At 54.4% G+C, this 22,298-nt stretch carries 20 protein-coding genes, 1 tRNA gene and 1 pseudogene; 13 read left to right on the plus strand and 9 right to left on the minus strand.

Going from position 1 to position 22,298, the window contains the following annotated elements; translation table 11 throughout:
* Window positions 1-308, plus strand: a pseudogene (locus AC06ND_RS02550) (U32 family peptidase); the annotation flags it as partial.
* A gap of 238 nt (window positions 309-546) precedes the next feature.
* Here AC06ND_RS02550 and AC06ND_RS02555 read toward each other — a convergent pair.
* Window positions 547-1,353, minus strand: coding sequence for an exodeoxyribonuclease III (locus AC06ND_RS02555; protein ID WP_475677428.1), 807 nt, complete (start codon window positions 1,351-1,353; stop codon window positions 547-549).
* A gap of 3 nt (window positions 1,354-1,356) precedes the next feature.
* Complete coding sequence (gene cysS, locus AC06ND_RS02560; protein WP_475677429.1) at window positions 1,357-2,922, minus strand: cysteine--tRNA ligase; 1,566 nt, start codon at window positions 2,920-2,922, stop codon at window positions 1,357-1,359.
* 69 nt (window positions 2,923-2,991) lie between these two features.
* Between cysS and folD the strand changes: the two genes are divergently transcribed.
* Window positions 2,992-3,885 carry a bifunctional methylenetetrahydrofolate dehydrogenase/methenyltetrahydrofolate cyclohydrolase FolD gene (gene folD, locus AC06ND_RS02565; RefSeq protein WP_475677430.1) on the plus strand — a complete coding sequence of 298 codons (894 nt, stop codon included), beginning with the start codon at window positions 2,992-2,994 and terminating at the stop codon, window positions 3,883-3,885.
* Window positions 3,886-3,972: 87 nt separating this feature from the next.
* Complete coding sequence (locus AC06ND_RS02570) at window positions 3,973-4,449, plus strand: GNAT family N-acetyltransferase (RefSeq protein WP_475677431.1); 477 nt, start codon at window positions 3,973-3,975, stop codon at window positions 4,447-4,449.
* A 140-nt stretch (window positions 4,450-4,589) separates the two neighbouring features.
* Here AC06ND_RS02570 and gpmI read toward each other — a convergent pair whose 3' ends face one another.
* Window positions 4,590-6,113, minus strand: a complete 1,524-nt coding sequence (gpmI, locus tag AC06ND_RS02575) for a 2,3-bisphosphoglycerate-independent phosphoglycerate mutase (protein ID WP_475677432.1) — start codon at window positions 6,111-6,113, stop codon at window positions 4,590-4,592.
* Between the two features lie 11 nt (window positions 6,114-6,124).
* The gene (rnr, locus tag AC06ND_RS02580) at window positions 6,125-8,668 is read right to left on the minus strand and encodes a ribonuclease R (protein WP_475677433.1); all 2,544 of its coding nucleotides are present in this window, start codon (window positions 8,666-8,668) and stop codon (window positions 6,125-6,127) included.
* A gap of 65 nt (window positions 8,669-8,733) precedes the next feature.
* On the opposite strand from rnr, the gene AC06ND_RS02585 reads away from it, so the two are divergent.
* The 3 genes from AC06ND_RS02585 to recO are packed head-to-tail and all read left to right on the plus strand — an operon-like array spanning window position 8,734 to window position 11,669.
* Window positions 8,734-10,389: a S41 family peptidase gene (locus tag AC06ND_RS02585; RefSeq protein ID WP_475677434.1), complete on the plus strand. Its 1,656-nt coding sequence runs from the start codon at window positions 8,734-8,736 to the stop codon at window positions 10,387-10,389.
* 3 nt (window positions 10,390-10,392) lie between these two features.
* Window positions 10,393-11,031, plus strand: coding sequence for an RdgB/HAM1 family non-canonical purine NTP pyrophosphatase (rdgB, locus tag AC06ND_RS02590; protein WP_475677435.1), 639 nt, complete (start codon window positions 10,393-10,395; stop codon window positions 11,029-11,031).
* Window positions 11,028-11,669: a DNA repair protein RecO gene (gene recO, locus AC06ND_RS02595; RefSeq protein ID WP_475677436.1), complete on the plus strand. Its 642-nt coding sequence runs from the start codon at window positions 11,028-11,030 to the stop codon at window positions 11,667-11,669. The genes rdgB and recO overlap by 4 nt, the downstream gene beginning before the upstream one ends.
* Here recO and AC06ND_RS02600 read toward each other — a convergent pair.
* Both AC06ND_RS02600 and AC06ND_RS02605 read right to left on the minus strand, forming a co-directional pair.
* A complete protein-coding gene (locus AC06ND_RS02600; RefSeq protein ID WP_475677437.1) occupies window positions 11,666-12,286 on the minus strand; it encodes an HD domain-containing protein in 621 nt (206 codons plus the stop codon). The genes recO and AC06ND_RS02600 overlap by 4 nt on opposite strands.
* Window positions 12,279-13,265 carry a lysylphosphatidylglycerol synthase transmembrane domain-containing protein gene (locus AC06ND_RS02605; RefSeq protein WP_475677438.1) on the minus strand — a complete coding sequence of 329 codons (987 nt, stop codon included), beginning with the start codon at window positions 13,263-13,265 and terminating at the stop codon, window positions 12,279-12,281. The genes AC06ND_RS02600 and AC06ND_RS02605 overlap by 8 nt, the downstream gene beginning before the upstream one ends.
* 72 nt (window positions 13,266-13,337) lie before the next feature.
* On the opposite strand from AC06ND_RS02605, the gene AC06ND_RS02610 reads away from it, so the two are divergent.
* From AC06ND_RS02610 to AC06ND_RS02635, 6 genes are read left to right on the plus strand one after another with little or no spacing between them, the layout of a single operon-like run.
* Window positions 13,338-14,348, plus strand: a complete 1,011-nt coding sequence (locus AC06ND_RS02610; protein WP_475677439.1) for an adenosine kinase — start codon at window positions 13,338-13,340, stop codon at window positions 14,346-14,348.
* Between the two features lie 15 nt (window positions 14,349-14,363).
* Complete coding sequence (locus AC06ND_RS02615) at window positions 14,364-14,882, plus strand: DUF6913 domain-containing protein (RefSeq protein WP_475677440.1); 519 nt, start codon at window positions 14,364-14,366, stop codon at window positions 14,880-14,882.
* Window positions 14,879-15,757 (plus strand): DUF368 domain-containing protein, encoded by an 879-nt coding sequence (locus AC06ND_RS02620; protein ID WP_475677441.1) that lies wholly within the window; start codon window positions 14,879-14,881, stop codon window positions 15,755-15,757. The genes AC06ND_RS02615 and AC06ND_RS02620 overlap by 4 nt, the downstream gene beginning before the upstream one ends.
* A gap of 39 nt (window positions 15,758-15,796) precedes the next feature.
* Entirely contained in the window at window positions 15,797-16,345 is a 549-nt protein-coding gene (locus AC06ND_RS02625; protein ID WP_475677442.1) for a 5-formyltetrahydrofolate cyclo-ligase, read from the plus strand.
* Window positions 16,346-16,351: 6 nt separating this feature from the next.
* A complete protein-coding gene (locus AC06ND_RS02630) occupies window positions 16,352-17,128 on the plus strand; it encodes a tRNA threonylcarbamoyladenosine dehydratase (protein ID WP_475677443.1) in 777 nt (258 codons plus the stop codon).
* A gap of 12 nt (window positions 17,129-17,140) precedes the next feature.
* Entirely contained in the window at window positions 17,141-17,977 is an 837-nt protein-coding gene (locus tag AC06ND_RS02635) for a class I SAM-dependent methyltransferase (RefSeq protein ID WP_475677444.1), read from the plus strand.
* Between the two features lie 53 nt (window positions 17,978-18,030).
* Here AC06ND_RS02635 and AC06ND_RS02640 read toward each other — a convergent pair.
* Window positions 18,031-18,104: transfer RNA gene (locus tag AC06ND_RS02640), tRNA-Arg, on the minus strand.
* A gap of 129 nt (window positions 18,105-18,233) precedes the next feature.
* Between AC06ND_RS02640 and asnA the strand changes: the two genes are divergently transcribed.
* Window positions 18,234-19,271, plus strand: a complete 1,038-nt coding sequence (gene asnA / locus AC06ND_RS02645; RefSeq protein ID WP_475677445.1) for an aspartate--ammonia ligase — start codon at window positions 18,234-18,236, stop codon at window positions 19,269-19,271.
* Window positions 19,272-19,352: 81 nt separating this feature from the next.
* Here asnA and AC06ND_RS02650 read toward each other — a convergent pair whose 3' ends face one another.
* Window positions 19,353-19,829, minus strand: coding sequence for a BT0820 family HAD-type phosphatase (locus AC06ND_RS02650; protein WP_475677446.1), 477 nt, complete (start codon window positions 19,827-19,829; stop codon window positions 19,353-19,355).
* A gap of 9 nt (window positions 19,830-19,838) precedes the next feature.
* Window positions 19,839-21,986, minus strand: a complete 2,148-nt coding sequence (locus AC06ND_RS02655; protein ID WP_475677447.1) for a polysaccharide biosynthesis tyrosine autokinase — start codon at window positions 21,984-21,986, stop codon at window positions 19,839-19,841.
* Between the last annotated feature and the right edge of the window lie 312 nt (window positions 21,987-22,298).

The raw sequence follows: 22,298 nt of genomic DNA on the forward strand, positions 1-22,298 counted from the left end.
AACTCGCTGCCAGCCTTAAGACAGAGCTTTCGGAGGTATTCAACCGCGGATTCTGGGACGGATACTATCAGGGAGCAAGGCTCGGAGAATGGAGCGAGGTCTATGGAAGCAAGGCTACCCGCAAGAAGGTTTACAGCGGAAAGGTGACCAACTGGTTCGCAAAGCTCGGAGTCGTCGAGATTCTCGTCGAGTCTGCTACACTCCACCAGGGTGACGAAATCCTCATCCAGGGTCCATCCACAGGAAGCATCCAGACGACGGTAAGCGAAATCAGGGTCGACCTCAAGCCTGTGCCAGAGGCTGGGTAAGGTGTATATTGCTCAATTCCGATAAGTGCTGAAGCCCTCGCTTCGGCTGTCGATCCGGATGGGCAGTCTTCCCCTACCGAGAAGCTTCGCCGAGCAGACAAGGTCTATATCTGGGCGGCCGAGGAATAACGCAATCGTAACTATCTGAACAATAGGCATATACCATAAGGACGGCTCCCCCGGAAGAGGGAACCGTCCTTAGGTTAAATAGCTAATATTCAGAATATTGGCTTCAAGCCTACTTCAAGACGAGCGATACCGGACAGTGATCGGAGCCGAGGACCTCGTTGTGGATCTCGGTCTCAAGGATGCGTCCCGAAAGGTCGGCCTGAGGACCAAGAGAAGGGCCTGAGACAAGGAAATAGTCTATACGCCAGCCCACGTTCCTGCTTCTTGCAGCCATACGGTATGACCACCATGAGTACTTCACCTCCTCCGGATGCTGGTAGCGCCAGCTGTCGATGAATCCGGCTCCGAGAAGCTCAGTCATCTTGCTGCGCTCCTCATCGGAGAAGCCCGCACTGAAGTGGTTGGTCTTCGGATTCTTGAGGTCAATCTCCTCATGCGCCACGTTCATGTCTCCGCATACCACGACGCCCTTTGCCTTGCGGGCAGTACCGTCTGACGCGACTGCAGTTCCGCTCGCAAGCGAGCAGAGATATGCTCGGAAGTCGTCCTCCCACCTCATCCTGTACTCAAGACGGCGGAGTTCATCCTGCGAATTCGGCACATAGACGTTCACGAGATAGAAATCCTCGAACTCGAGGGTCACCACGCGACCCTCGTGGTCATGTTCATCCACACCGATGCCATAGCTGACTGACAAAGGAGCGACGCGGGTATAGATCGCCGTTCCGGAATATCCAGCCTTGTCGGCATAATTCCAATATGAGGTATATCCGAGGAACTCGAGGTCGATCTGACCGGCCTGAAGCTTGGTCTCCTGCAGGCATACGCAGTCGGCGTCAAAGGAATCGAAGATATCCGCGAATCCCTTGCCGACCACTGCGCGCAGGCCGTTAACGTTCCAAGAAACGAGCTTCATGGGCTATTCTATTGTCCAGCTTACGCCTTCCTTACCGTCCTTGATGGTAATTCCGAGAGCCTTGAGGGCATCACGTATCTTGTCGCTGCGTGCCCAATCCTTAGCTGCGCGTGCTGCAACCCTCTCCTCGAGAACCATCTGCATGAGGCCGTCGATGATCTTGCCGGAAGTACCCTCCGAAGCCTCCTCGTCGCGAAGTGCCATGACACCGAAGACGATGTCGTCGAAAACCTGGCAGAGAGTAGCAAGGTCATTCTTGCTGAGGGTAATCTTCTTGTCCTTCGCGGTATTGATGATACGCACGGCGTCGAAGACATGGCTGAGGGCGATAGGAGTGTTCATATCGTCGCAGAGGGCGTCATATACGCCGTTGAAGATAGCCTTCACCTCGGCATTGTCCGCCGCGCAGCTCTCAGGAGCCACGCTGGTGATGAACTCTCCATAAGCCATCTGGTTTGCAGGATGGCCTTCGGTGCCGACGGTCGTGCGCTCGACTCCGGCAGCCGCTGCAAGTGCGTAGAGATCCTTCGCTGCTGACATGATCCTGCGAAGACCCTTCTGCGCAGCCTGGAGTGCCTCGTTGCTGAAATCGAGGGTTCCACGGTAGTGGGCCTGGAGGATGAAGAAGCGTATGGTCATAGGGCTGTAAGCCTGCTCGAGCTTGTCATGCTCACCCGCAAAGAGCTGAGGAAGGGTGATGAAGTTTCCGAGAGACTTGCCCATCTTCTGTCCGTTGATGGTGATCATGTTGTTGTGCACCCAGTAGTGCACGCCCCTGGTGCCGCGCGATGCGACGTTCTGGGCGATCTCGCACTCGTGGTGAGGGAACATGAGGTCCATTCCTCCGCCATGGATGTCGAACTCGTGGCCAAGATACTTCTCCCCCATCACAGAGCACTCGAGATGCCAGCCAGGGAAGCCCTCGCCCCACGGAGACGGCCATCTCATGATATGCTGAGGCTCCGCCTTCTTCCAGATTGCGAAGTCGTAAGGAGCACGCTTGTCGCTCTGTCCGTCAAGGTTGCGGGTACCCTCGAGGGTGTCGTCGAGATTGCGGCCGGAAAGGATTCCGTAGTGGTGGTCGGCGTTGTACTTCTGGACGTCGAAGTAGATGCTGCCGTTGGACTCGTATGCATAGCCGCTGGCGAGGATCTTCTTCACCGCCTCGATCTGCTCGACGATATGTCCTGATGCACGTGGTTCGATGGACGGTGGAGCGACGTTGAGCATGCGCATTGCCTCATGGTAGCGGAGAGTGTAGTTCTGAACCACCTCCATAGGCTCAAGCTGGTCGAGCCTTGCCTTCTTTGCGATCTTGTCCTCGCCTTCATCGGCATCGTGCTCGAGATGGCCGACGTCAGTGATGTTACGAACGTAGCGGACCTTGTATCCGAGATGACGGAGAAGGCGCACGAGCACGTCGTAGGTCACGCCTGGACGGGCATGTCCGAGATGTGCGTCACCATACACTGTAGGGCCGCAGACATAGAGTCCCACACGGCCAGGATTGATAGGCTTGAAGATCTCCTTGGTACGGGAGAGCGTATTGGTTATATATAAATCTCTCATAGTATCTATAATAGTCTTGCGAAGATAGGCATTTTTTGTCACGAATAAAAAGATTATATTTGTATCGTTATGATCATCAGTGGCAAAGACCTCTCTACCAGGTTGAAGCAGGAAATGGCTTCAGAGGTAGCAACTTACACCGACCGTTTCGGTCGTGTTCCTCACCTTGTGGTTATTCTCGTGGGCGAAGATCCCGCAAGCCAGACCTATGTTCGCAACAAGGGTCTCGCTGCGGAGAAGATAGGAATGCGCAGCAGCACCATCCGCCTCGCAGAGAGCACCACTGAGGAAGAGCTTCTCAATCTCATCGACTCACTCAATGCGGACGACAGCGTCGATGGTATCCTCGTCCAGCTCCCCGTTCCTAAGCACATAGATGAACTCAAGGTACTTGACGCCATCGACAAGTCCAAGGATGTGGATGGATTCCATCCGCTGAATATGGCAGATCTCTGGCGCTACAAGTCCGCCCCTGTCTCAGACAAGGCTATCGGAGAATTCTCTCCGTTCATCCTCCCATGTACCCCTAAGGGCTGCATCAAGATGATCAAGGCAGCCGGCGTTGAGATCTCAGGAAAGCATGCGGTCGTTCTCGGCCGAAGCAACATCGTGGGTCTTCCTGTCGCCAAGCTCCTTCTCAACGAGAATGCGACCGTGACCATCTGCCACAGCCGCACCAAGAATCTTGCTGAGTTCACCCGCAACGCAGACATAATCATCGCCGCCATCGGTAAGCCTAAGTTCCTTACCGCGGACATGGTGTCTCCTGGCGCCGTCGTCATCGACGTGGGTATCGACCGCGATCCTGAGACCGGAAAGCTCTGCGGAGACGTGGACTTCGAGAACGTCGAGCCTAAGTGCTCAGTGATCTCGCCTGTCCCTGGCGGAGTCGGTCCTATGACCATCTGCTGCCTCATGGAGAACACCATCGAGGCCTTCCTCCACAAGATGGAGGCGAGGTAGATCAATCACGGAACGAATCCGGCGACAATGGCAGAATTGACGATTCGTGACGCACGGTACGAGGATGCCGAGTTCGTTGGCTGGACTATGCTGACCGCGCTGGGGATTCCACCGGAAAGCGAGTTCAACAAGATCGAGGTGTGGAGACAGGAGGACATCCTGTACTCATGGACAAGGGCCAGGATTGCCATGGTCGATGGCGAGCCTGCCGGTTGCCTTATTTCCTACCCTGGAGAAGAATATGCGCGTCTTCGAATACGCACATGGGAACTGATTTTCGGCTCTACGGAAAATGATGCAGAGAAATATGATTCCGAGACTTTTCCGGGAGAGTACTACCTTGACTCGCTAGCAGTCCGCCCGGAATTCAGGGGTCAGGGCATCGGAAGCGCTCTCCTACTCGATGGCGTCGAAAAGGGACACACAAAAAACTACGACCGAATAACGCTCATCGTGGACATCGACAAACCTGAAAACATCGCCCTATATGAAAGGCTTGGCTTCAGGAAGGAAAGCCAGATGACCTTCTTCGGGCATGAGTATTACCGAATGGCGTTCCTGTAGCGCAGAGCGTCCGAGTTCATAAATCCCTGACACCCAACAGAATAGCATACGGACGGCTCCCTCGAAACAGGGAGCCGTCCGTATAGGTTTTCACTGATAATCAGCGAGTTATAAACGTCAGTAGAGACCTGCCCAACTGATTAGATAAGAGGCTCTGCGGTCATCGCTGCAGGCTGTGGGATACCCATGAGCTTGAGGATGGTAGGAGCGACGTTGCAGAGGGCACCGTCCTTGACGCTCTTAACCTCGTCGCCAGCGTTCACTACGATGAAAGGAACGATGTTGAGAGAGTGAGCGGTGTTAGGGGTACCGTCGTCGTTTACGCAGTAGTCGGCATTACCGTGGTCAGCTGTGATGAGCACTGCATAGTCGTGTGCGATTGCAGCCTCGACTACGGCCTTCACGCAGTTGTCGACAGTCTCGACAGCCTTGCAGATTGCAGGATAGATACCGGTGTGGCCCACCATGTCACCGTTTGCGAAGTTGAGGATGATCATATCCTCCTTCTCGGTGTTGATTGCCTCCACGAGCTTCTCGGTCACCTCTGGTGCGCTCATCTCTGGCTGGAGATCGTAGGTAGCGACCTTTGGAGAGTTCACGAGGATACGGTCCTCATTCTCGAACTGAGCCTCACGGCCACCGTTGAAGAAGAAGGTAACGTGTGCGTACTTCTCGGTCTCAGCGATGCGGAGCTGGTTCTTGCCAGCCTTGGAAACGGTCTCGCCGAGGGTGTCGCCTACAAGTTCCTTGTCGAAGAGGATGTGGACGCCCTTGAAGTTTGCGTCGTATGGAGTGAGGCAGCAGTAGTAGAGAGGAATGGTATGCATTCCCTGCTCTGGCATATCCTCCTGGGTAAGCACTGCGGTAAGCTCGCGAGCGCGGTCGTTACGGAAGTTGAAGAAGATGACTGCATCGTCCTTCTCTACCTTTGCGAGAGGAGCACCTGCTGCGTCGGTAATGACGGTTGGCTTGATGAACTCATCGGTAACCTCAGCCTCATAAGAAGCCTTGATTGCCTCGGTAGCAGAAGTTGCCTGGATACCGATACCGTCTACGAGCATATCGTATGCTGCCTTGACGCGGTCCCACCTCTTGTCACGGTCCATCGCATAGAAACGGCCGCAGACAGTAGCCACCTTACCGGTGCTCTCTGCCATCTTTGACTCGAGCTCGGTCACGAAACCGAGTCCGCTGCGAGGGTCCGTATCACGACCGTCCATGTAGCAGTGAACGAATACGTTCTCGATGCCCTGGCGCTTAGCCTCAGCGAGGATCTCATACACATGGTTGAGTGAAGAGTGAACACCACCATGTGAGCAGAGGCCCATGAGGTGGAGCTTCTTGCCGCTCTTCTTTACATAGTCGAATGCAGCTGCGATCTCAGCGTTCTTCATGAGAGCGTGCTCGCGGCATGCGATATTGATCTTTACGAGATCCTGGTATACGACACGACCTGCACCGAGGTTCATGTGACCCACCTCCGAGTTACCCATCTGACCGTCAGGAAGACCTACGTACTCTCCGCAAGCCTGAAGATGTGCCATAGGATACTTTGCGCGGAGAGAGTCTATGAATGGAGCTCCCTGGGTGTAGATTGCATTTGATTTGTCCTGGCGGCCTTCTCCCCAGCCGTCGAGGATCATGAGAAGTACTTTCTTGTTCATTTATTCTGCTGTTATTTGATTTTCCTTGTTGTAGTCCTGCGGGTTCCTGTCTTAGGAGCCGCAGTCTTCGATGCACCGCTGCGGGTGCCTCTTGCCGCACCGCTCCTTGGAGCAGGCTTGGTCTTCGCCTCGGTCTTGGCTGCCTTCGACGCTGCCTTGCGAGCCGCTACGGCAGGCCTCTTTCCCTTTGCAGGCTTCTCCTCTGCTACCGGCCTCTCCGGCTTAGGCATAGGCATCTCCGACCTGGTCATGGATCTCTCCTGCTTGATTGCAGGCTTCTCACCCTTGTCGGCGCTCTTCCTGCGAGGCTTCACGAGAGCCTCTGCGAGACGTTCTTCCTTCGCGGCCTTGCGGGCAGCCTTTCCGCTGAGCCTGCGGGTGCTGCCGATATTGTCCGAGTATCCGTCTGCGCCACGCACACGACCTCTGGTGCGCTCATACTCAGCACGACGTTCCTCGCGTGGAAGCCTCTCCTCAGCACCGGTCTCCACAAGTTCGTAGTCAAGGAGCTTCTGCTCGAGGTTGGTCCTCTTCACACGAATCCTGACAGGGTTTCCAAGGGTATAGACCACGCGAGTGCGACGACCGACGAGACGGTAGTTCTCCTCATCGAACTCGAAGAAGTCGGAGTGGATGTCACGAAGCGGAACCATACCCTCGATCTTGGTAGGCTCCACCTCAACATACATACCCCACTCGGTGAGACCTGAGATATGGCCCTCGAACTCATAGCCGACCTTGTCCTGCATGAACTCGACGAGCTTGTACTTGATGCTCGAGCGCTCAGCCTCTGCAGCGATGACCTCCCTCTCGGAAGCATGCTTGCACTGGCCCTCGTAGTAGTCCTTCTTCGCGCTCTCGCCCTCCGCAAGGTACTGTGCGAGCAGCCTGTGCACCATCATGTCCGGATAGCGGCGGATAGGCGAGGTGAAGTGGGTGTAATATCTGAATGCCAAGCCGTAATGGCCGATGTTGTCAGTGCTGTAGCGAGCCTTTGCCATGGTCCTGAGGGACAGGAGCTCGATGGCGCCGAACTCTGGAGTGTCCTTCGACTCCTCGAAGAGAGTGTTCAGGGCCTTCGAGATCTCGCGTCCGTTGTTCACCGGGCCGAGAGTGTAACCGAAGTTATGGGCGAACGAACGGAGGCTCTCGAGCTTCTCCATGTTCGGTTCGTCGTGGATACGATAGACGAAGGTCTTCTTCTGCTTCGCCACGAACTCGGAAACGCTGCGGTTGGCAAGGAGCATGAACTCCTCGATCAGCCAGTTCGCTTCCTTGGAAATCTTCTGGCACACGTCCACAGGGCGTCCGGCCTCATCCACGATGACCTTCATCTCAGGACGCTCGAAGCTTATCGCTCCCGAAGCAAAGCGCTTCTTGCGGAGCTTCTGAGCGAGCTTGTGGAGCGTGAGCACTGCCTCCTGGACTGCTACCGGAACGGTGACGTCCGGGTCCATGGATGTGCGATATTCCGGATCGACCTCGCCTTTCTCGATGACGGTCTGCGCGCCCTCATAGTCGAACCTGTAGTCGGAATCGATGATGGTGCGGCCGAACCACTGGTCTGCGATGCGACCCAGCGGAGTCATCTCGAACACTGCGGAGAAGGTGAGCTTCTCCTCGTGAGGACGGAGCGAACAGAGCTTGTTCGAAAGCTTCTCCGGAAGCATAGGCACTGTCCTGTCGACGAGATATACGGACGTTCCCCTCTTGCGGGCCTCCTCGTCCACGATGTCGCCGGGACGGACATAATATGTGACGTCGGCAATATGCACACCGACCTCGTAGTTTCCATTCTCGAGCACCTTGAAAGAGAGTGCATCGTCAAAGTCCTTCGCATCGGTAGGGTCGATGGTGAAGGTCAAGGTATCACGGAAATCGCGACGTCCCTCGATATCGGCAGGGGTAATCTCGTCCGAGATGCTGTCGGCAGCTGACGCAACCTCCGGCTCAAAGCGGTATGGGAGTCCGAACTCGGCGAGAATCGCGTGCATCTCCGTATCGTTGGCACCCGGATCTCCGAGCACGTCCACGATATGTCCGGTAGGTGCGGGATCGTTCCTGTTCCAGGAATCGACCTTTGCGGCCACCTTCATGCCGGACTTGGCGATGAGTTCATTACCCTGCTCATCGATGAGCTGATGTACTGCGAACTCTTCCGCAGACACCCTCTTGATATGGCCCGGTGCAGAATCGTCCACCGGAATCACGATATCGTATGGCATGTTCTTGCTCTGCATGAGCACCCATGCCTGGTTTCCTACTACATGGAGCACACCCACGAACGGCTTCACCGAACGTGCGACTATCTCCACGACTTCGCCCTCGCGACGATTCCTGTCGCCCTTGGGCCTGGTGACCACCACCTTCACGGTGTCACCGTTGAGCGCACCCTTCATCTTGGACGCCTTGACGAACACATCGTCCTCGTCGCCCTCGATGATCACGAAGGCATAGCCTTCACGTGTCATCTGCACTCTTCCTTCAAATTCCGGAAACGCCTTCCTGATCTTGCGCTCCGCGCGGCTTGGGCCGCTTTTCTTCTTTCTTGACATAACTATCCAATAAACATACAAAAGTACATAATTATTTGTTAATTTTGTAGTGGAAAAACAGCAAGATGATGAAGACTCACAAGATATTGCTGGCCGCCCTCCTCACCGTAGGCGTGAGCATGGCCGCCGGCGCCCAGAACAAGACCTTCAAGCTCGGTCAGTGGATCGAGATCGAGAACAACGTGATACGCGAGCTGAACCGCTTCTACGCGGACAGTCTCCCTGTGGACAGGATGATGAAAGCCGGCATTGACGCAATGCTCGAGGAGCTCGACCCATACACCGTCTACGTTCCCGAAGAGGAGAACGAGGACTTCGAGATGCTTATCCACAAGAGCTACGGCGGAATCGGCGCGGTCATCCACAAGAAGCCGGGTGAATACGTGTTCATCAACGAGCCGTACGCAGGCTCCCCTGCCCAGAAATATGACCTTCGCTGCGGCGACCAGATTATGGAAATCGACGGTGTCGACGTGCGCCCTCTCACCTCTTCCGAAAGCAGCGAGAAGATGAAGGGAAAGCCAGGTACCACAGTGGTGTTCAAGGTGAAGAAGGCCCATACGGGAGAAGTGGTGGACGTCCCTATCGTAAGGGAGAGGATACATCTTCCGGACATCGAGTATGCCGGAATGGTGGACGAGACAACCGGCTATGTATACCAGTCAGGATTCACCGAAAATGCAGCCAGCGAGCTTCGCGCCAGCATCATAGAGCTCAAGAAGCAGGGCATGAAGAAGCTCGTATATGACCTTCGCGGAAACGGCGGCGGCCTCATCCAGGAGGCCATCAGCATCGTGTCCATCTTCGTACCGAAGGGCACCCTGGTCGTGACCTCGAAGGGTACCATGGGCTCGAACGGCCAGTCCCGCAAGGACAGCGACGATCTCTTCGTCAACGAATACAGGACCAGCGCAGAGCCCGTGGACACAGAACTTCCTGTCATCGTGCTCATCGACGGGGCATCGGCATCGGCATCAGAGATCGTCAGCGGCGCCCTCCAGGACCTCGACCGCGCGACCATCATGGGAAAGAGAAGCTACGGAAAGGGACTCGTTCAGACCATACGCCCGGTAGCGTACAACGGAACGATGAAGATCACCACCGCGAAGTACTACACCCCTAGCGGCAGATGCGTCCAGGCACGCGACTACTCGAAGCGCAACGAGGACGGCAGCGTCGGCGAGATTCCGGATTCGCTCACCAGCGAGTTCAAGACGGCGCACGGACGCACTGTGAGGGACGGCGGCGGAATCGCTCCCGACGTGGACATTCCTATCCAGACCTACAGCAGGCTCGTTTACTCGCTCGTGTACGGTGGAGTCATTGACTCCTATGCACTTGACTATGCATGCAGACATGAGAAGATCGCTCCTCTGGACGACTTCCACTATACGGATGCCGATTACGAGGACTTCATCAAATATGCGATGACCCAGACCTTCGACTACCGAAGCAGCGCCAAGGCTCTCTTCGACCAGATGAAGAAGGACCTCAAGGAGGACGGAATCGAGGATTCGATGAAGGACGAGCTCGCAGCGCTCGAGAAGGCGATTGACATGGACAAGGAGAAGTTCCTCCGTCTCAAGAAGGACGAGATCATTCCTTTCATCGAGGAGGAGATCGCAGTCCGCTACTATTACCAGGCTGCCGGAATCAAGGTTCGTATCCGTCATGATTCGCAGCTCAAGAAGGCTCTCGAGAGCCCACTTATCAGCTACTAGAAAATGAAGATAGTATTCGCAACAGGAAACAAGGGTAAGCTCCGCGAGGCACGCGAGATACTCGGTGAGGGATATGAGCTCATCTCTTCTGCAGAGGCAGGAGTTCCGGAGGACATCCCCGAGACAGGTTCCACCTTCCAGGAGAACTCGCTCCAGAAATCAGAATATCTCTACGCGAAGTGCGGCGTGGACTGCTTCAGCGACGATTCCGGACTTGAAGTGGACGCGCTCGGCGGTGCTCCCGGCATCTATTCCGCGCGCTATGCGAGCCTAGGAGGCGACCTCTCCGTTGACCACAATTTCGAAAGCAACATCGACAGGGTGCTGCATGAACTCAACACATTGGAGTTCAAGGCCATGGCAGCGGGAGAAAAACCTGCGGAAAGGACTGCCCGCTTCCGCTGCTGCGTGACTCTCATGCTCGACGGAGAGCCTCATTTCTTCGACGGCGCCTGCGAGGGCAAGATAGCATATGAGCGCACAGGAAACGGAGGTTTCGGATACGACCCTATCTTCCTCCCGGACGCTTTCCCCGGCCGCTCCATGGCAGAGCTCAGCGAGGATGAGAAGAACTCCATCTCCCACCGCGGACAGGCACTCAGGCTTATGGCTGACTGGCTCAAGTCTAGAGGCGTAAAATGACGACCGGCGACAGACTGATCATACTCCACACGACGAAGTTCTCCGAGACTTCCATCGTCGTCCACACTCTCAGCAGGGAATACGGGCGCCGCAGCTTTCTCGTCAGAAAGCCGCGCATGTCCATGTTCCTTCCTCTGAACATCGTGGAGGCAGAGATAGTGGAGTCTTCGAAATCCAAGCTCTTCCTCGCGAGAAACTTCAGCTCGGAATTCCCCCTCAACGGGATCAGGAACAACATCTACAAGAATTCCATCACCCTCTTCCTCAGCGAGATGCTATTCAAGACCCTCAAGGAGGGAGCACGCGAAGACAAGCTATTCGAGTGGTGCGAAAGCCGCATACTCCTGCTCGACGCGATGGAATCGGAGTTCAGCAACTTTCACCTGCGTTTCCTGCTCGAGATGGCCGTGCAGCTCGGATTCGCACCGGAAAGGCGCGATCTCATGCCATTCGCAGGAGAGCATTGCGAGCTGGTTACCCAACTGCTTGAAAGCCAGTTCCCGGAAAGCATGATGGTATCGATGAGCGGTGCGGTGCGCAACGAGATAGCAGACCTTCTGGTCCGCTACATAGAGTATCACAGCGAATCTGCGATTAACATCAATTCCCTTAGAGTTCTGAGGGAGCTGTTCGCTTAGAGGGCCTCCTCCGCAAATAATTCATCGAAAATCTCGCGGAGACGGGCTTTGTCGGCAATGATGCGGCGAAGCTCGGCAAGACGCTCTGCGTTCGAGGATTCCGGAATCCAGAGCTTCAGATAGCCCCCGAAATCGTATTTCTCGTGAAGATGCTCCACTGTCCTTTCCCAATGCCCTTCCATGTCGCGCTCCGGATAGTGCGAGAGGCCGTACTGGATGGTGCGGCGGATGATGGTCACGGGATCGATCTGCCTGTCTGCCTCTGCGATCAGACGCCCATAAACGCTGCGAGGCTCATGGTCAGACGACGCACGATGGTCCTCTGCCGCCTGGGCGATGGTCTCGACCTGTTCCGGGGTGAACCAACGAAGAAGACTCTCGTCGGAGCGTATGATCCTGCCGGAAACAAGGTGGTGAGTCTTTCTGTCCTCGCAGAGACCAGTGTCGTGGTAAGCCGCCGCAGCGAGCACCATGTCCATGTCCACGTCATAGTGCGAGGCGAGCTTCTGGGACTCCCCCATCACATAATGGACATGGTCCCTCTGATGTGCCTTGTCGAAGGCATCGTAGCGCGGTACTATCTCTGTCTCGAGGAATTCAAGGAGGGTCTTATTCATTTTTCAGGAGCGACTGGCGCAGGAATGAGCTAGCACCGGTAATTATCATCGTAAGAGCCTGGGATTCATGTGCTATGGTCGCGAACACTATGCCCATCTGCCAGCTGAATCCGTAGAGCGAGCTCAGCGAGAGTGCGACGAGGTAGTGGTATGCTCCGAAGCCTCCCGGTACGGGAACGAAGGATGCGATGCTGCCGGCGAGCATTATGAATAGTGCATCTACTATGCCCATTCCCTCTGCGGCAGGGAGTGCATGGGTAAGGAAAACGATCTGCAGCCAGTACATGGCCCATATCAGCGCGGTCTGGAGCATGAACACCCATTTCTTTTCCATCCTCAGAACGCTGCCGAAGCCCTGGAAAAGGCCGGAGAAAGCATCGTGGACCCTATTGAGAAGGCTGTTGCTTCCACGGTAGCTGACGATGGCGTAGAGCACTGCACAGCCGGTTACGAACAAGATTGCGAGTATGAGCCATACGACCCAGGTGAAGCGGCTGGTGAGCGGGAGCCATATCCTTTCGGTGAAGAAGGCTCCGAACTTGACCCAGGTGAAAACGAAGAGTATCACGAAAAGGATGGCAACCGAGAGCATGTCCCATACGCGCTCGAGAGCGACGGTCCCGAGAACCTTGTCGTAGCGTATCTTCTGTTTCTTCGAGACAAGTCCGCAGCGCACGAATTCGCCCAGGAAAGGGAACACCATGTTCGAGACATTGCCGATGGTGACGGCGTCATAGGCATCCAGGCGCCCGATTCCGTCCTCCGAAAGCGGAGACAGAAGGTTACGCCAACGGAGGCCACGCAGCATGAAGGCAGCAGCTCCGGCGAGCATGGACAGCAGGAGGAACCACCAGCGGCATTCCTTAAGGCCGGCGACGAAGTCAGCCCACTCCACCCCGTGGAACGAAGCGAAGAGCAGCAGCCCGGCGAGAGCGACCGACACTATGTACCTTAGCGTTTTTTTGAGATTAGCCTCCATGTCAACATGTGTTGCGGCCGCAAAGTTAAATATTTTACCTAAATTTGTAGTTTATAGGAAAAGCTTCGCTTTATGAAATCTATACTCGGAATAGGTAACGCGCTTACCGACATACTTGCAGTCCTGCCTGACGACTCCTTCCTTAAGGAATACCATCTTCCCAAGGGTAGCATGCAGCACGTCGACATGGAGACCGGAGACAAGATCTGGAACTCGCTCAAGCCCCTCGGCGTACATTATGTGGCCGGCGGCAGCGCGGCTAACACGATTACCTGCACCTCTATCTTCGGCATGCCTTCAAGCTTCATCGGCAAGATAGGTGACGACGAGCTCGGCCTGCTCTTCAAGAGCGACCAGGAGCAGTACGGAGTGAAGACCCTCCTGCTCAAGAGCGAGCACTCATCTGGACGTTCGATGGTGTTTGTCAGCGGCGCGAACGCGGAAAGGACCTTCGCGGTCTACCTCGGCGCTGCGCTCGACCTCGTTCCGGAGGACCTGAAGCCCGAGTATTTCGAAGGCCATGACTATTTCCACATCGAAGGATACCTCGTACAGAACCAGGCACTGATCCGCCGCGCGGTGGAGATGGCCCATGAAGCGGGATGCATCATCTCCATCGACATGGCATCGTACAATGTCGTAGAGTCGAACAATGCTTTCCTGCACGACATCGTGGACAAGTACGTGGACATCGTATTCGCAAACGAGACCGAATCACGCGCATTCACCAAGATCGACGATCCTGTCGAGGCGCTGCGCGAGATTTCGAAGCAGTGCAAGATCGCGATCGTGAAGGTCGGCAAGGACGGCAGCTGGGTGCGTTCGGGAGAGGAGGAGCACTTCATTCCCGCATGGCCGGCGGAGAGCGTCGATGCGACCGGAGCCGGCGACACATATGCAGCCGGCTTCCTCTATGGACATTCTCTGGACATGCCGCTCAAGGTGTGCGGAGAGATCGGTTCCATCATCGCGGCAAAGGTCGTGGAGGTCATCGGAACGAAGATCGACATCCCTAGGTGGAGAGATGCAAAGAAGGAAATCCGCGAGCTGATCACGGCGAACGGCGGCATCGTGGAACAGTAGCGACCAATTGAAAAAATGTTCGAGAACGTAAAGGAATTCATGCGCCGCAGGGCTATCAGGAAATGCCCTAGACAGGTAAATACGGGTCTTCTTCCCCTGAAGGACATCCGTACGGCGATAGTCATACTCAACGTGGAGGATCAGGAGCATAATGCCTGCAAGGAGGACGTGATGGCCTTCTTCAGGGCCCACGGGATCAAGTCCGAGATCTTCTTCTTCGACTTCAGGAAGATCGAGAAGAACGAGCTGCTCCTCACCAGCATACAGAATACCGTCCTCAGGAAGGACCTTAACTGGTACGGAATGCCTAGCCAGGAGAAGATCGGCCTGCTCCAGAGAGAATGCGATCTGCTCATATCCCTGGTGGACACCTCCCATTTCGCGAATGTATATTCGGCTCTCTGCGTAAAGGCCAAGTTCAAGATCGGCTGCTACCAGGACGACAGCAAGGTCTTCGACATGGTGATCAGCGGCAGCGACAATCCTCGCAAGATCTTCGCAGGAATGAAGGAAATTCTTCTCAGGATACAATGATGAGACAGCACATACTGACAGCAATCAAGGGCTTCTTCATGGGCGCGGCCAACGTGATTCCGGGCGTGTCCGGAGGTACCGTGGCCCTTATCACCGGAATCTACGGCAAGATCATCGACTCAATCAACTCCGTAACCGTGCCTCAGACATGGAAGGACCTGCTCCACGGCAGGATCAAGGCTTTCTGGGAGGGCATCAACGGCAGCTTCCTCCTCGCCCTGGCGATCGGAGTCGTGCTCAGCGTGTTCTCTCTTGCGAAGCTCATGACCTATGTGCTCGGAAACTTCCCTGTACAGACATGGGCATTCTTCTTCGGTCTCATCCTCGCTTCCGCCGTGATCATGTTCCGCGGAATCCAGGGATGGACATGGAAGGAGCTGGCATTCGCACTGCTCGGTGCCGCTCTCGGCGCGGCCATATGCACGCTCACTCCGTCGGATACTCCCGATGCGATGTGGTTCATATTCATCTGCGGTGCGCTCGCAATCTGCACCATGATACTTCCCGGAATCTCTGGCAGCTTCGTGCTGCTGATTCTCGGCAAATATGACTTCATAATGGAGGCTCTCGACCTGAGCAATCTCAACATACCTGTGCTCATCGCTTTCGGAATCGGCTGCGTCGTGGGAATTCTCGCGTTCGCGAAGTTCCTGCACTGGGTGCTCGGAAAGTGGGAGAAGCAGACCATGGTGCTCCTGCTGGGATTCATCGTTGGTTCGCTCATCAAGGTGTGGCCATGGCAGGTGGAGGTCAGCCCTGAAATCTTCAGGCCTGCAGTTCCTACATCCAACATCGGCTGGGCAATACTCTGGGCACTGATCGGCTTCGGATTTGTCATCGCGACCGATATCATCGGAAGGCGCAAGGAGAAGTAAGGACTACGGTGAGGTCAGCGACTTTTGGGGTGCAGGGATATGGAAAGCAAGAGTGAGATAAGAAAAAGGATACGCGCGCTGATGAGGGCGGCGTCAGGGACACAGAGTTCATCTTTTTCTCCCGCTGAGCTTATCTGGGACAAGGCGGAGCATCTTGATTCCTTTGCCGCGGCAGGGACCATCCTTCTTTACTGCGCGCTTCCTGACGAAGTGCCTACTGCTGAGTTCATCGAGCGTTGGTACGGCCGCAAACGTATCGCTGTGCCTTTGGTGGTCGAGGAGAATCTCGTGCTCAAGGAATACGACAGAGCAAAGATGCAGCCAGGTTATGCCGGAATTTTGGAGCCGGCTGCTGATGCCATGGACATTGATCCGTCAGAGATTGACCTTGCCTTCATTCCGGGGGTTGCGTTCGACCGAAGCGGGAACAGGCTGGGGCGCGGAAAGGGTTTCTATGACCGTCTTCTGCCTCACCTGAATTGCACTCTGGTCGGCGTTTGCAGGGAGTTTCAGATCGTGGAGGACGGCATCCCTGCGGATCCATGGGACAGGAAGGTAGATGTAGTCGTGACAAACGCAAGAAATTAGATATAGATGGCAGGACAGGACATATTCGACAGATCGACCAGGCTTCTGGGCAGCGACGTGATGGATGCGATCGGCAACGTTCGCGTCATAATCTTCGGTGTCGGCGGAGTCGGCAGCTGGTGCGCGGAGGGTCTTGTGCGTTCCGGAATCCAGCATCTCACGATAGTGGACGCGGACAAGGTCGGCGTCACTAATGTGAACCGCCAGCTCCAGGCGACGACGAAGACAGTGGGGCGAATAAAGGTCGAGGTCCTCAAGGAGAGGCTGCTCGAGATCAATCCTTCCGCCGAGATCACCGCACTGGAAAAGGTCTATACGGAAGAGAGCGCGGCCGAGTTCTGCCTGGACAGCTATGACTATATCATCGATGCAATCGACTCTCTGAAGGACAAGGTATCGCTGATTCTTCGCGCTTGCGAGACTTCGGCGAAGTTCTATTCGTCCATGGGAGCGGCCCTCAAGCTCGATCCGACCAAGATCCGAGTCGCCGAGTTCTGGCAGGTACAGGGATGCCCTCTCGGCGCCATGCTCAGGCGCAGGATGCGCAAGGCTAAGACCTTCCCGGCAAAGAAGTTCACCTGCATCTATGATGAAGATGTCCTGGAAAACAGGGGCGCAGGCGACGTTGCTGACGATCCGGTAGCCGCTTGCATGGAGGACGGTTCAGTATGGGCACCGAAGCGCGCACAGATCAATGGCACGACCGTCCATATCACCGCCATCTTCGGAATGACCATCAGCGGTCTTATAATTCAGGACATCTACAAGTCGACCGTCCTATGATTTTTTCAGCTTATGGACAGATATAGCAACAGAGAAAGATACTTCATGGAGCTCGAGGCTACGGCCAGGGAGTTCTATCTGCCGTATCTGAGAGGACTGTGCGGCCGAGTTGCCGATGGCCATGCCGGCTCCCGTGAGGGCGCTGGCAGCAAGGATTTCGGACCGGGGTACCGCATTCTCGAAGTAGGCTGCGGAGAGGGTGGAAATCTAGCACCTTTCGCTGAGCTTGGATGCCATGTGCTCGGAGAGGACCTCGCCGCAGGAAAGATTGAGAACGCACGCAGGTTCTTTGCTGACCGAGGCTTGGTCGGAGATTTCCGTTGTGAGGACATACTCGAATCCGGCTCCGACGAGGGTCCATTCGACCTCGTTCTGATCCATGACGTGGTCGAGCATATCGAACCCGAATACAAGAAGGACTTTTTCCGCAAGATCCAGCAGTTCTGTACTCCCGACACCATCGTGTTCTTCGGTTTTCCGGCGTGGATGATGCCTTTCGGAGGACACCAGCAGAGCTGCGCGCATAAGGTCTGCAAGCTCCCGTTCATTCACCTCCTTCCACTTCCGCTCTATAGGTGGATTCTTGTCAAGGGCGGGGAATCAAAGGCAAAGATTGATGATCTCCTCAGCATCCGCAGGTCGAAGATGACGGTGGAGAGTTTCGAGAGGCTCGCGTCTGAGGGAGGTTATGCTGTCGAGGACAAGGTGCTATGGTTCATCAATCCCCACTATAAGTCGAAATTCGGTCTGAAGCCTCGCCGCCTATGTCGCCCGTTCAGCGAGATTCCTTGGCTCCGCAATTTCTTCGCGACTTCGTGCCACTACGTTTTGAGAGTGACTTCCAGATAGAAGGAAATCAGTAAATAAAAAGGGAGATGACGCTTGTCACCTCCCTTTTTTCGTGATCCGGTTGGGATTCGAACCCAAGACCCACAGCTTAGAAGGCTGTTGCTCTATCCAACTGAGCTACCGGACCTATCCTTTTCCCTCTGTCAGGGACGCCAGGCGTCTCTCTACTCTGACATTGGGAATGCAAAGATACGCGTTTTTGTCAGTTTGGCAAAATTTTCTATGAATCGCCAAAAATGATGTATATTTGCCTATTATGTCACTCTACATCCCCAAAGACTACCGCAATATCCTCGGTTCAGTTCAGAATACAGAAAAGGCCGTGAAGGCCGTGAAGGATATGTTCCAGGACAATCTGTCCGCACAGCTCGCCCTCCTCAGGGTGACCGCACCGATGGTCGTACTCACCGGTACTGGTATCAACGATGACCTCAACAGCGTGGAACGTCCCGTTCGCTTCCCTATCAAGGACATGAACGAGCAGAAGGCAGAGGTCGTGCATTCTCTCGCTAAATGGAAAAGGCTCAAGCTCGGAGACATGGGCGTCAAGCCGGGTATGGGCATCTACACCGACATGAATGCTCTTCGTCCGGACGAGGAGCTCGACAATATCCACTCTCTTTATGTGGACCAGTGGGACTGGGAGAAGGTCATTACCAAGGAGGATCGCAACCTCGACTACCTCAAGAAGACCGTGCGTCGCATCTATGAGGCTATCAAGGTGACCGAGAACAAGCTCTATATCGAGTTTCCACAGGTGGCTCCCGAACTTCCGGATGATATTTTCTTCATCCACTCGGAGGAGCTTCTCCAGATGTATCCGGGCCTCACTCCTAAGCAGAGGGAGAACGAGATCGTACGCAAGTACAAGGCTGTGTTCGTGATCGGCATCGGCGGTGTCCTTTCCGACGGAAAGTTCCACGACGGTCGCGCAGCGGACTATGATGATTGGAGCACAGAGAATGAAGACGGGTACAAGGGTCTCAACGGAGACATCCTTCTCTGGAACAATGTCCTTGACAGTGCATTCGAGGTTTCCAGCATGGGTATTCGCGTGGACGAGGAGGCAATGAGGCGTCAGCTCAAGATCCGCGGACAGGAGTACAAGGCGGACCTCATGTTCCACAAGAGGCTTCTCGCGGGTGACCTCCCGTACACCATCGGCGGCGGTATTGGTCAGTCCCGTCTCTGCATGTACCTTCTCCGCAAGGCTCATATCGGCGAGATCCAGTCCAGCATCTGGCCAGAGGACATGCGCCAGACCTGCGCCGAGAACGGTATTGAATTGGCTTAATAATTATTGACAGGTGAACGAAAAAGCCCGAGATCGTTTGATCCCGGGCTTTTATTGTTGTGCCTTCTTAGGCGCGTGTTTTTACCAATGATGACGTGAGCTCCTCTTTCTATGGCGGCCACCGATGATGGAGTCGCGAAGGTTCTCGAAGAAACTTCCACCATCATCCTCTTCGATGTCACCGCCGGCAGCCCTCTCGATAAGGTCTCCGAAGGTGAGATCACTGGTTATCATCTCGTAGATGGTGACCCAATCCGGCAGTCCGCCGAGGTTACGATCGTCGATGAACATATCCACCTTTGGCTTCCTCGACTGGCGGTAATTGTCCCACTGGGCGTCCGGGTAGTCCGCATTGATAGCGTAAAACTCGAGGCCGCGCGCGCGGCAAAACTCTACTGCCTCGTCAAGAAGGCGTCCCTCTCTCGCTGTCCAGAGGATAATCCTGTGATTCTCCTCGACAAGCTCCTTCAAGGTATCGATCGCGAAAGGGATTTCCTTTCCGATCGCCGGATATTTGTGTTCGACGATTGTTCCGTCGAAGTCTACTGCGATTGTCATCTACTTCTGTTAGCTTAAGACGTCCTTATCTTCCTTGGCTTCTGCCTCGCCATAGCCCTGGCCGTAACCATAACCATAGCCGTAGCCATATCCGTAACCATAGCCATAACCGTAGCCGTAGCCATAGTTGCCACCGTAAGAGCGGCGGATAACAGAACCGTTGAGAATGATACCCATGTTATGGAATCTACCCTCCTCATACATATTGTCAAGAAGCTCGAGCATCCTGCGGTCGATGACGCCGGCACGTACGACGAAGAGAGTGGTGTCGACGACGCGGTCAATGATCGAAGCATCTGCTACGATATCTACAGGTACGTTATCGAGCATCACCACGTCATATCTTTCGCGAAGCTCATTCACGAGCTGGTCAAGGCGGTCACGACGGAGAAGTTCAACCGGGTTAGGCGGAATCATACCTGCTGGTACGAAGTCTACTCCCGGGAGAACCTCATGCTTGATGATCTCGTTGAGAGTAAGCTCATTGTCGTAGAGGAAGTTCGAAGCACCACGCTGCTTGTGCATGAGACCGAAGTGGCGAGACGTAGTCCTCTTACGAAGGTCGAGGTCGACGATGACTACTTTCTTCTTGTTATCAGCGAAGCAAGCTGCGAGGTTCATCATGACGAATGACTTACCGGCGCCGACGTTGAAAGAAGAAACGGTTATTACGTGTGACTTCTTGCTTGTGTCGCGCATGAAATCGATATTCGTACTGAGAATACGGAACGACTCCGTGAGAAGTCCCTTTGACTTGCTGTCGTACTTAAGGTTGATAGGGACACGTTTGCCCTGAGCCTTGAGCCTGCGGTTCTTCATCTTTGTCTTCCTATTCTCTTCTACCTCCGGAATCTCACCCACGAATGGAGCCCTTGTAGACTCTTCGATTTCCTTGCGGGTACGAACCTTGGTGTCAAGGAAGAGTCGAGCGATAAGGACTATCGCAGGAAGTGCAAGACCGAGAAGGATACCAAGAAGGATAGTCTTATTTCTGCTTGGAGCAATATGTCCGACAGGACCATCAGCCTGATCGATCACACGGGCATTGTTATCCACCATCGCCTGGGTAAGCGCATTCTCCTCTCGCCTGTTAAGAAGGAAGAGGTACAGGTTGGACTTCACATCCTGCTGACGTTCGAGAGTTGACATCTCACGTGCCGCCGCTGGTACTCTTGAGAATTTTGAACGAGACGTGCTCACCTTAGTTTCGGCATTGTTCCTCTTAACCTCGAGACTCATGATGAGGTTATCCACCGAACGAAGTATGCTCTGGCGCATCGAAGTCAGTGACGCATCCAGGCCCTGGACAACAGGGCTATCGACACTGGAGTCCGTCAGCAGACGGTCACGATTCATCTTGGTGGTGTTGTACTGAGTAATCTGGTTCTCGATCCTAAGATCATCAAGACCAATATTACCCGGAATCATGTCGTTCCTATGAGAATTATCATTGAGATAGTCACGAATGTAGAGAGCAAGACGAAGTTTGGTATCCAATTCGTCAACAGCTGCACTGGAAGCCTGAGTCTCACTGAGGTATCGATTCGCAGCTTCGTCTGCGTTCATCATGACATTCTTGGTCTTGAAGTTGTCAATCTGGTGCTCGACTTCGCTGAGTTCCTCCTCGATCATTGCGATACGGTCTGACAAGAAATCTGCAGTCTGCACAGCCACCTGATTCTTTTCTGCAATTGACTCTTCATTATATACGGCGAACAGCATGTTTAGGACATCTTTTGCCCTTTCGCGAGATGAATCCTGCAAAGAAAACATCAAAATCGCAGCCTCGTCTTGTGCCTGGCGAATTGACATCCTTGATAGGAATCCGGCGGCAGCAGAAGATGGTGCCGATTTCCTGATCTCGATTGTCCTGTTATACCACTCTGGTCCATAAGACTTTGTCGGCTCGATTACGAACTTTCCCCAACTGGTAGAAACAGAGTCACCCAAAGCAACTTCAGATCTCTTACCATCAAATTCCAAGGCGACCTTTTTCCCGTCAATAGGAGTAACAGCCATCTTTTCTACAGCCCTACCAGATACGCTCTCCGGGAAAACGACCCATACAGGAGAATTGTAATAGAGTTCAATATCGCGGAGTCGTACACCAGTCTTGTAGCTTACATCAGCACGAAGCCTCGTTACGACCTCTGTCATGAGATTCTTCGACTTAAATTCAAGGATCTCATTTGATACATTTGCCCTATTGATAAGGTTGTTATAGCTCTCCAAACGTGCTGAGGACTTACTGTTTGCAGGGTCCTTGATGACAATTGTAGCATCTGCCCTATATACAAAATCCGACGTCGCGTATTTGTAAGCGGCTAATCCGCCGCATACTACGACACAAGCGACAAACCAATACCAGTAACTGAGAAGATAGAAAAATAGGTCTAGCAAGTTAATGCTATTATCTTTCTGCTTCTTATTAATTTTTTGATCTGTATATCCAGACATATAGTACAACAA

Source organism: Candidatus Cryptobacteroides sp. (assembly GCF_056207615.1).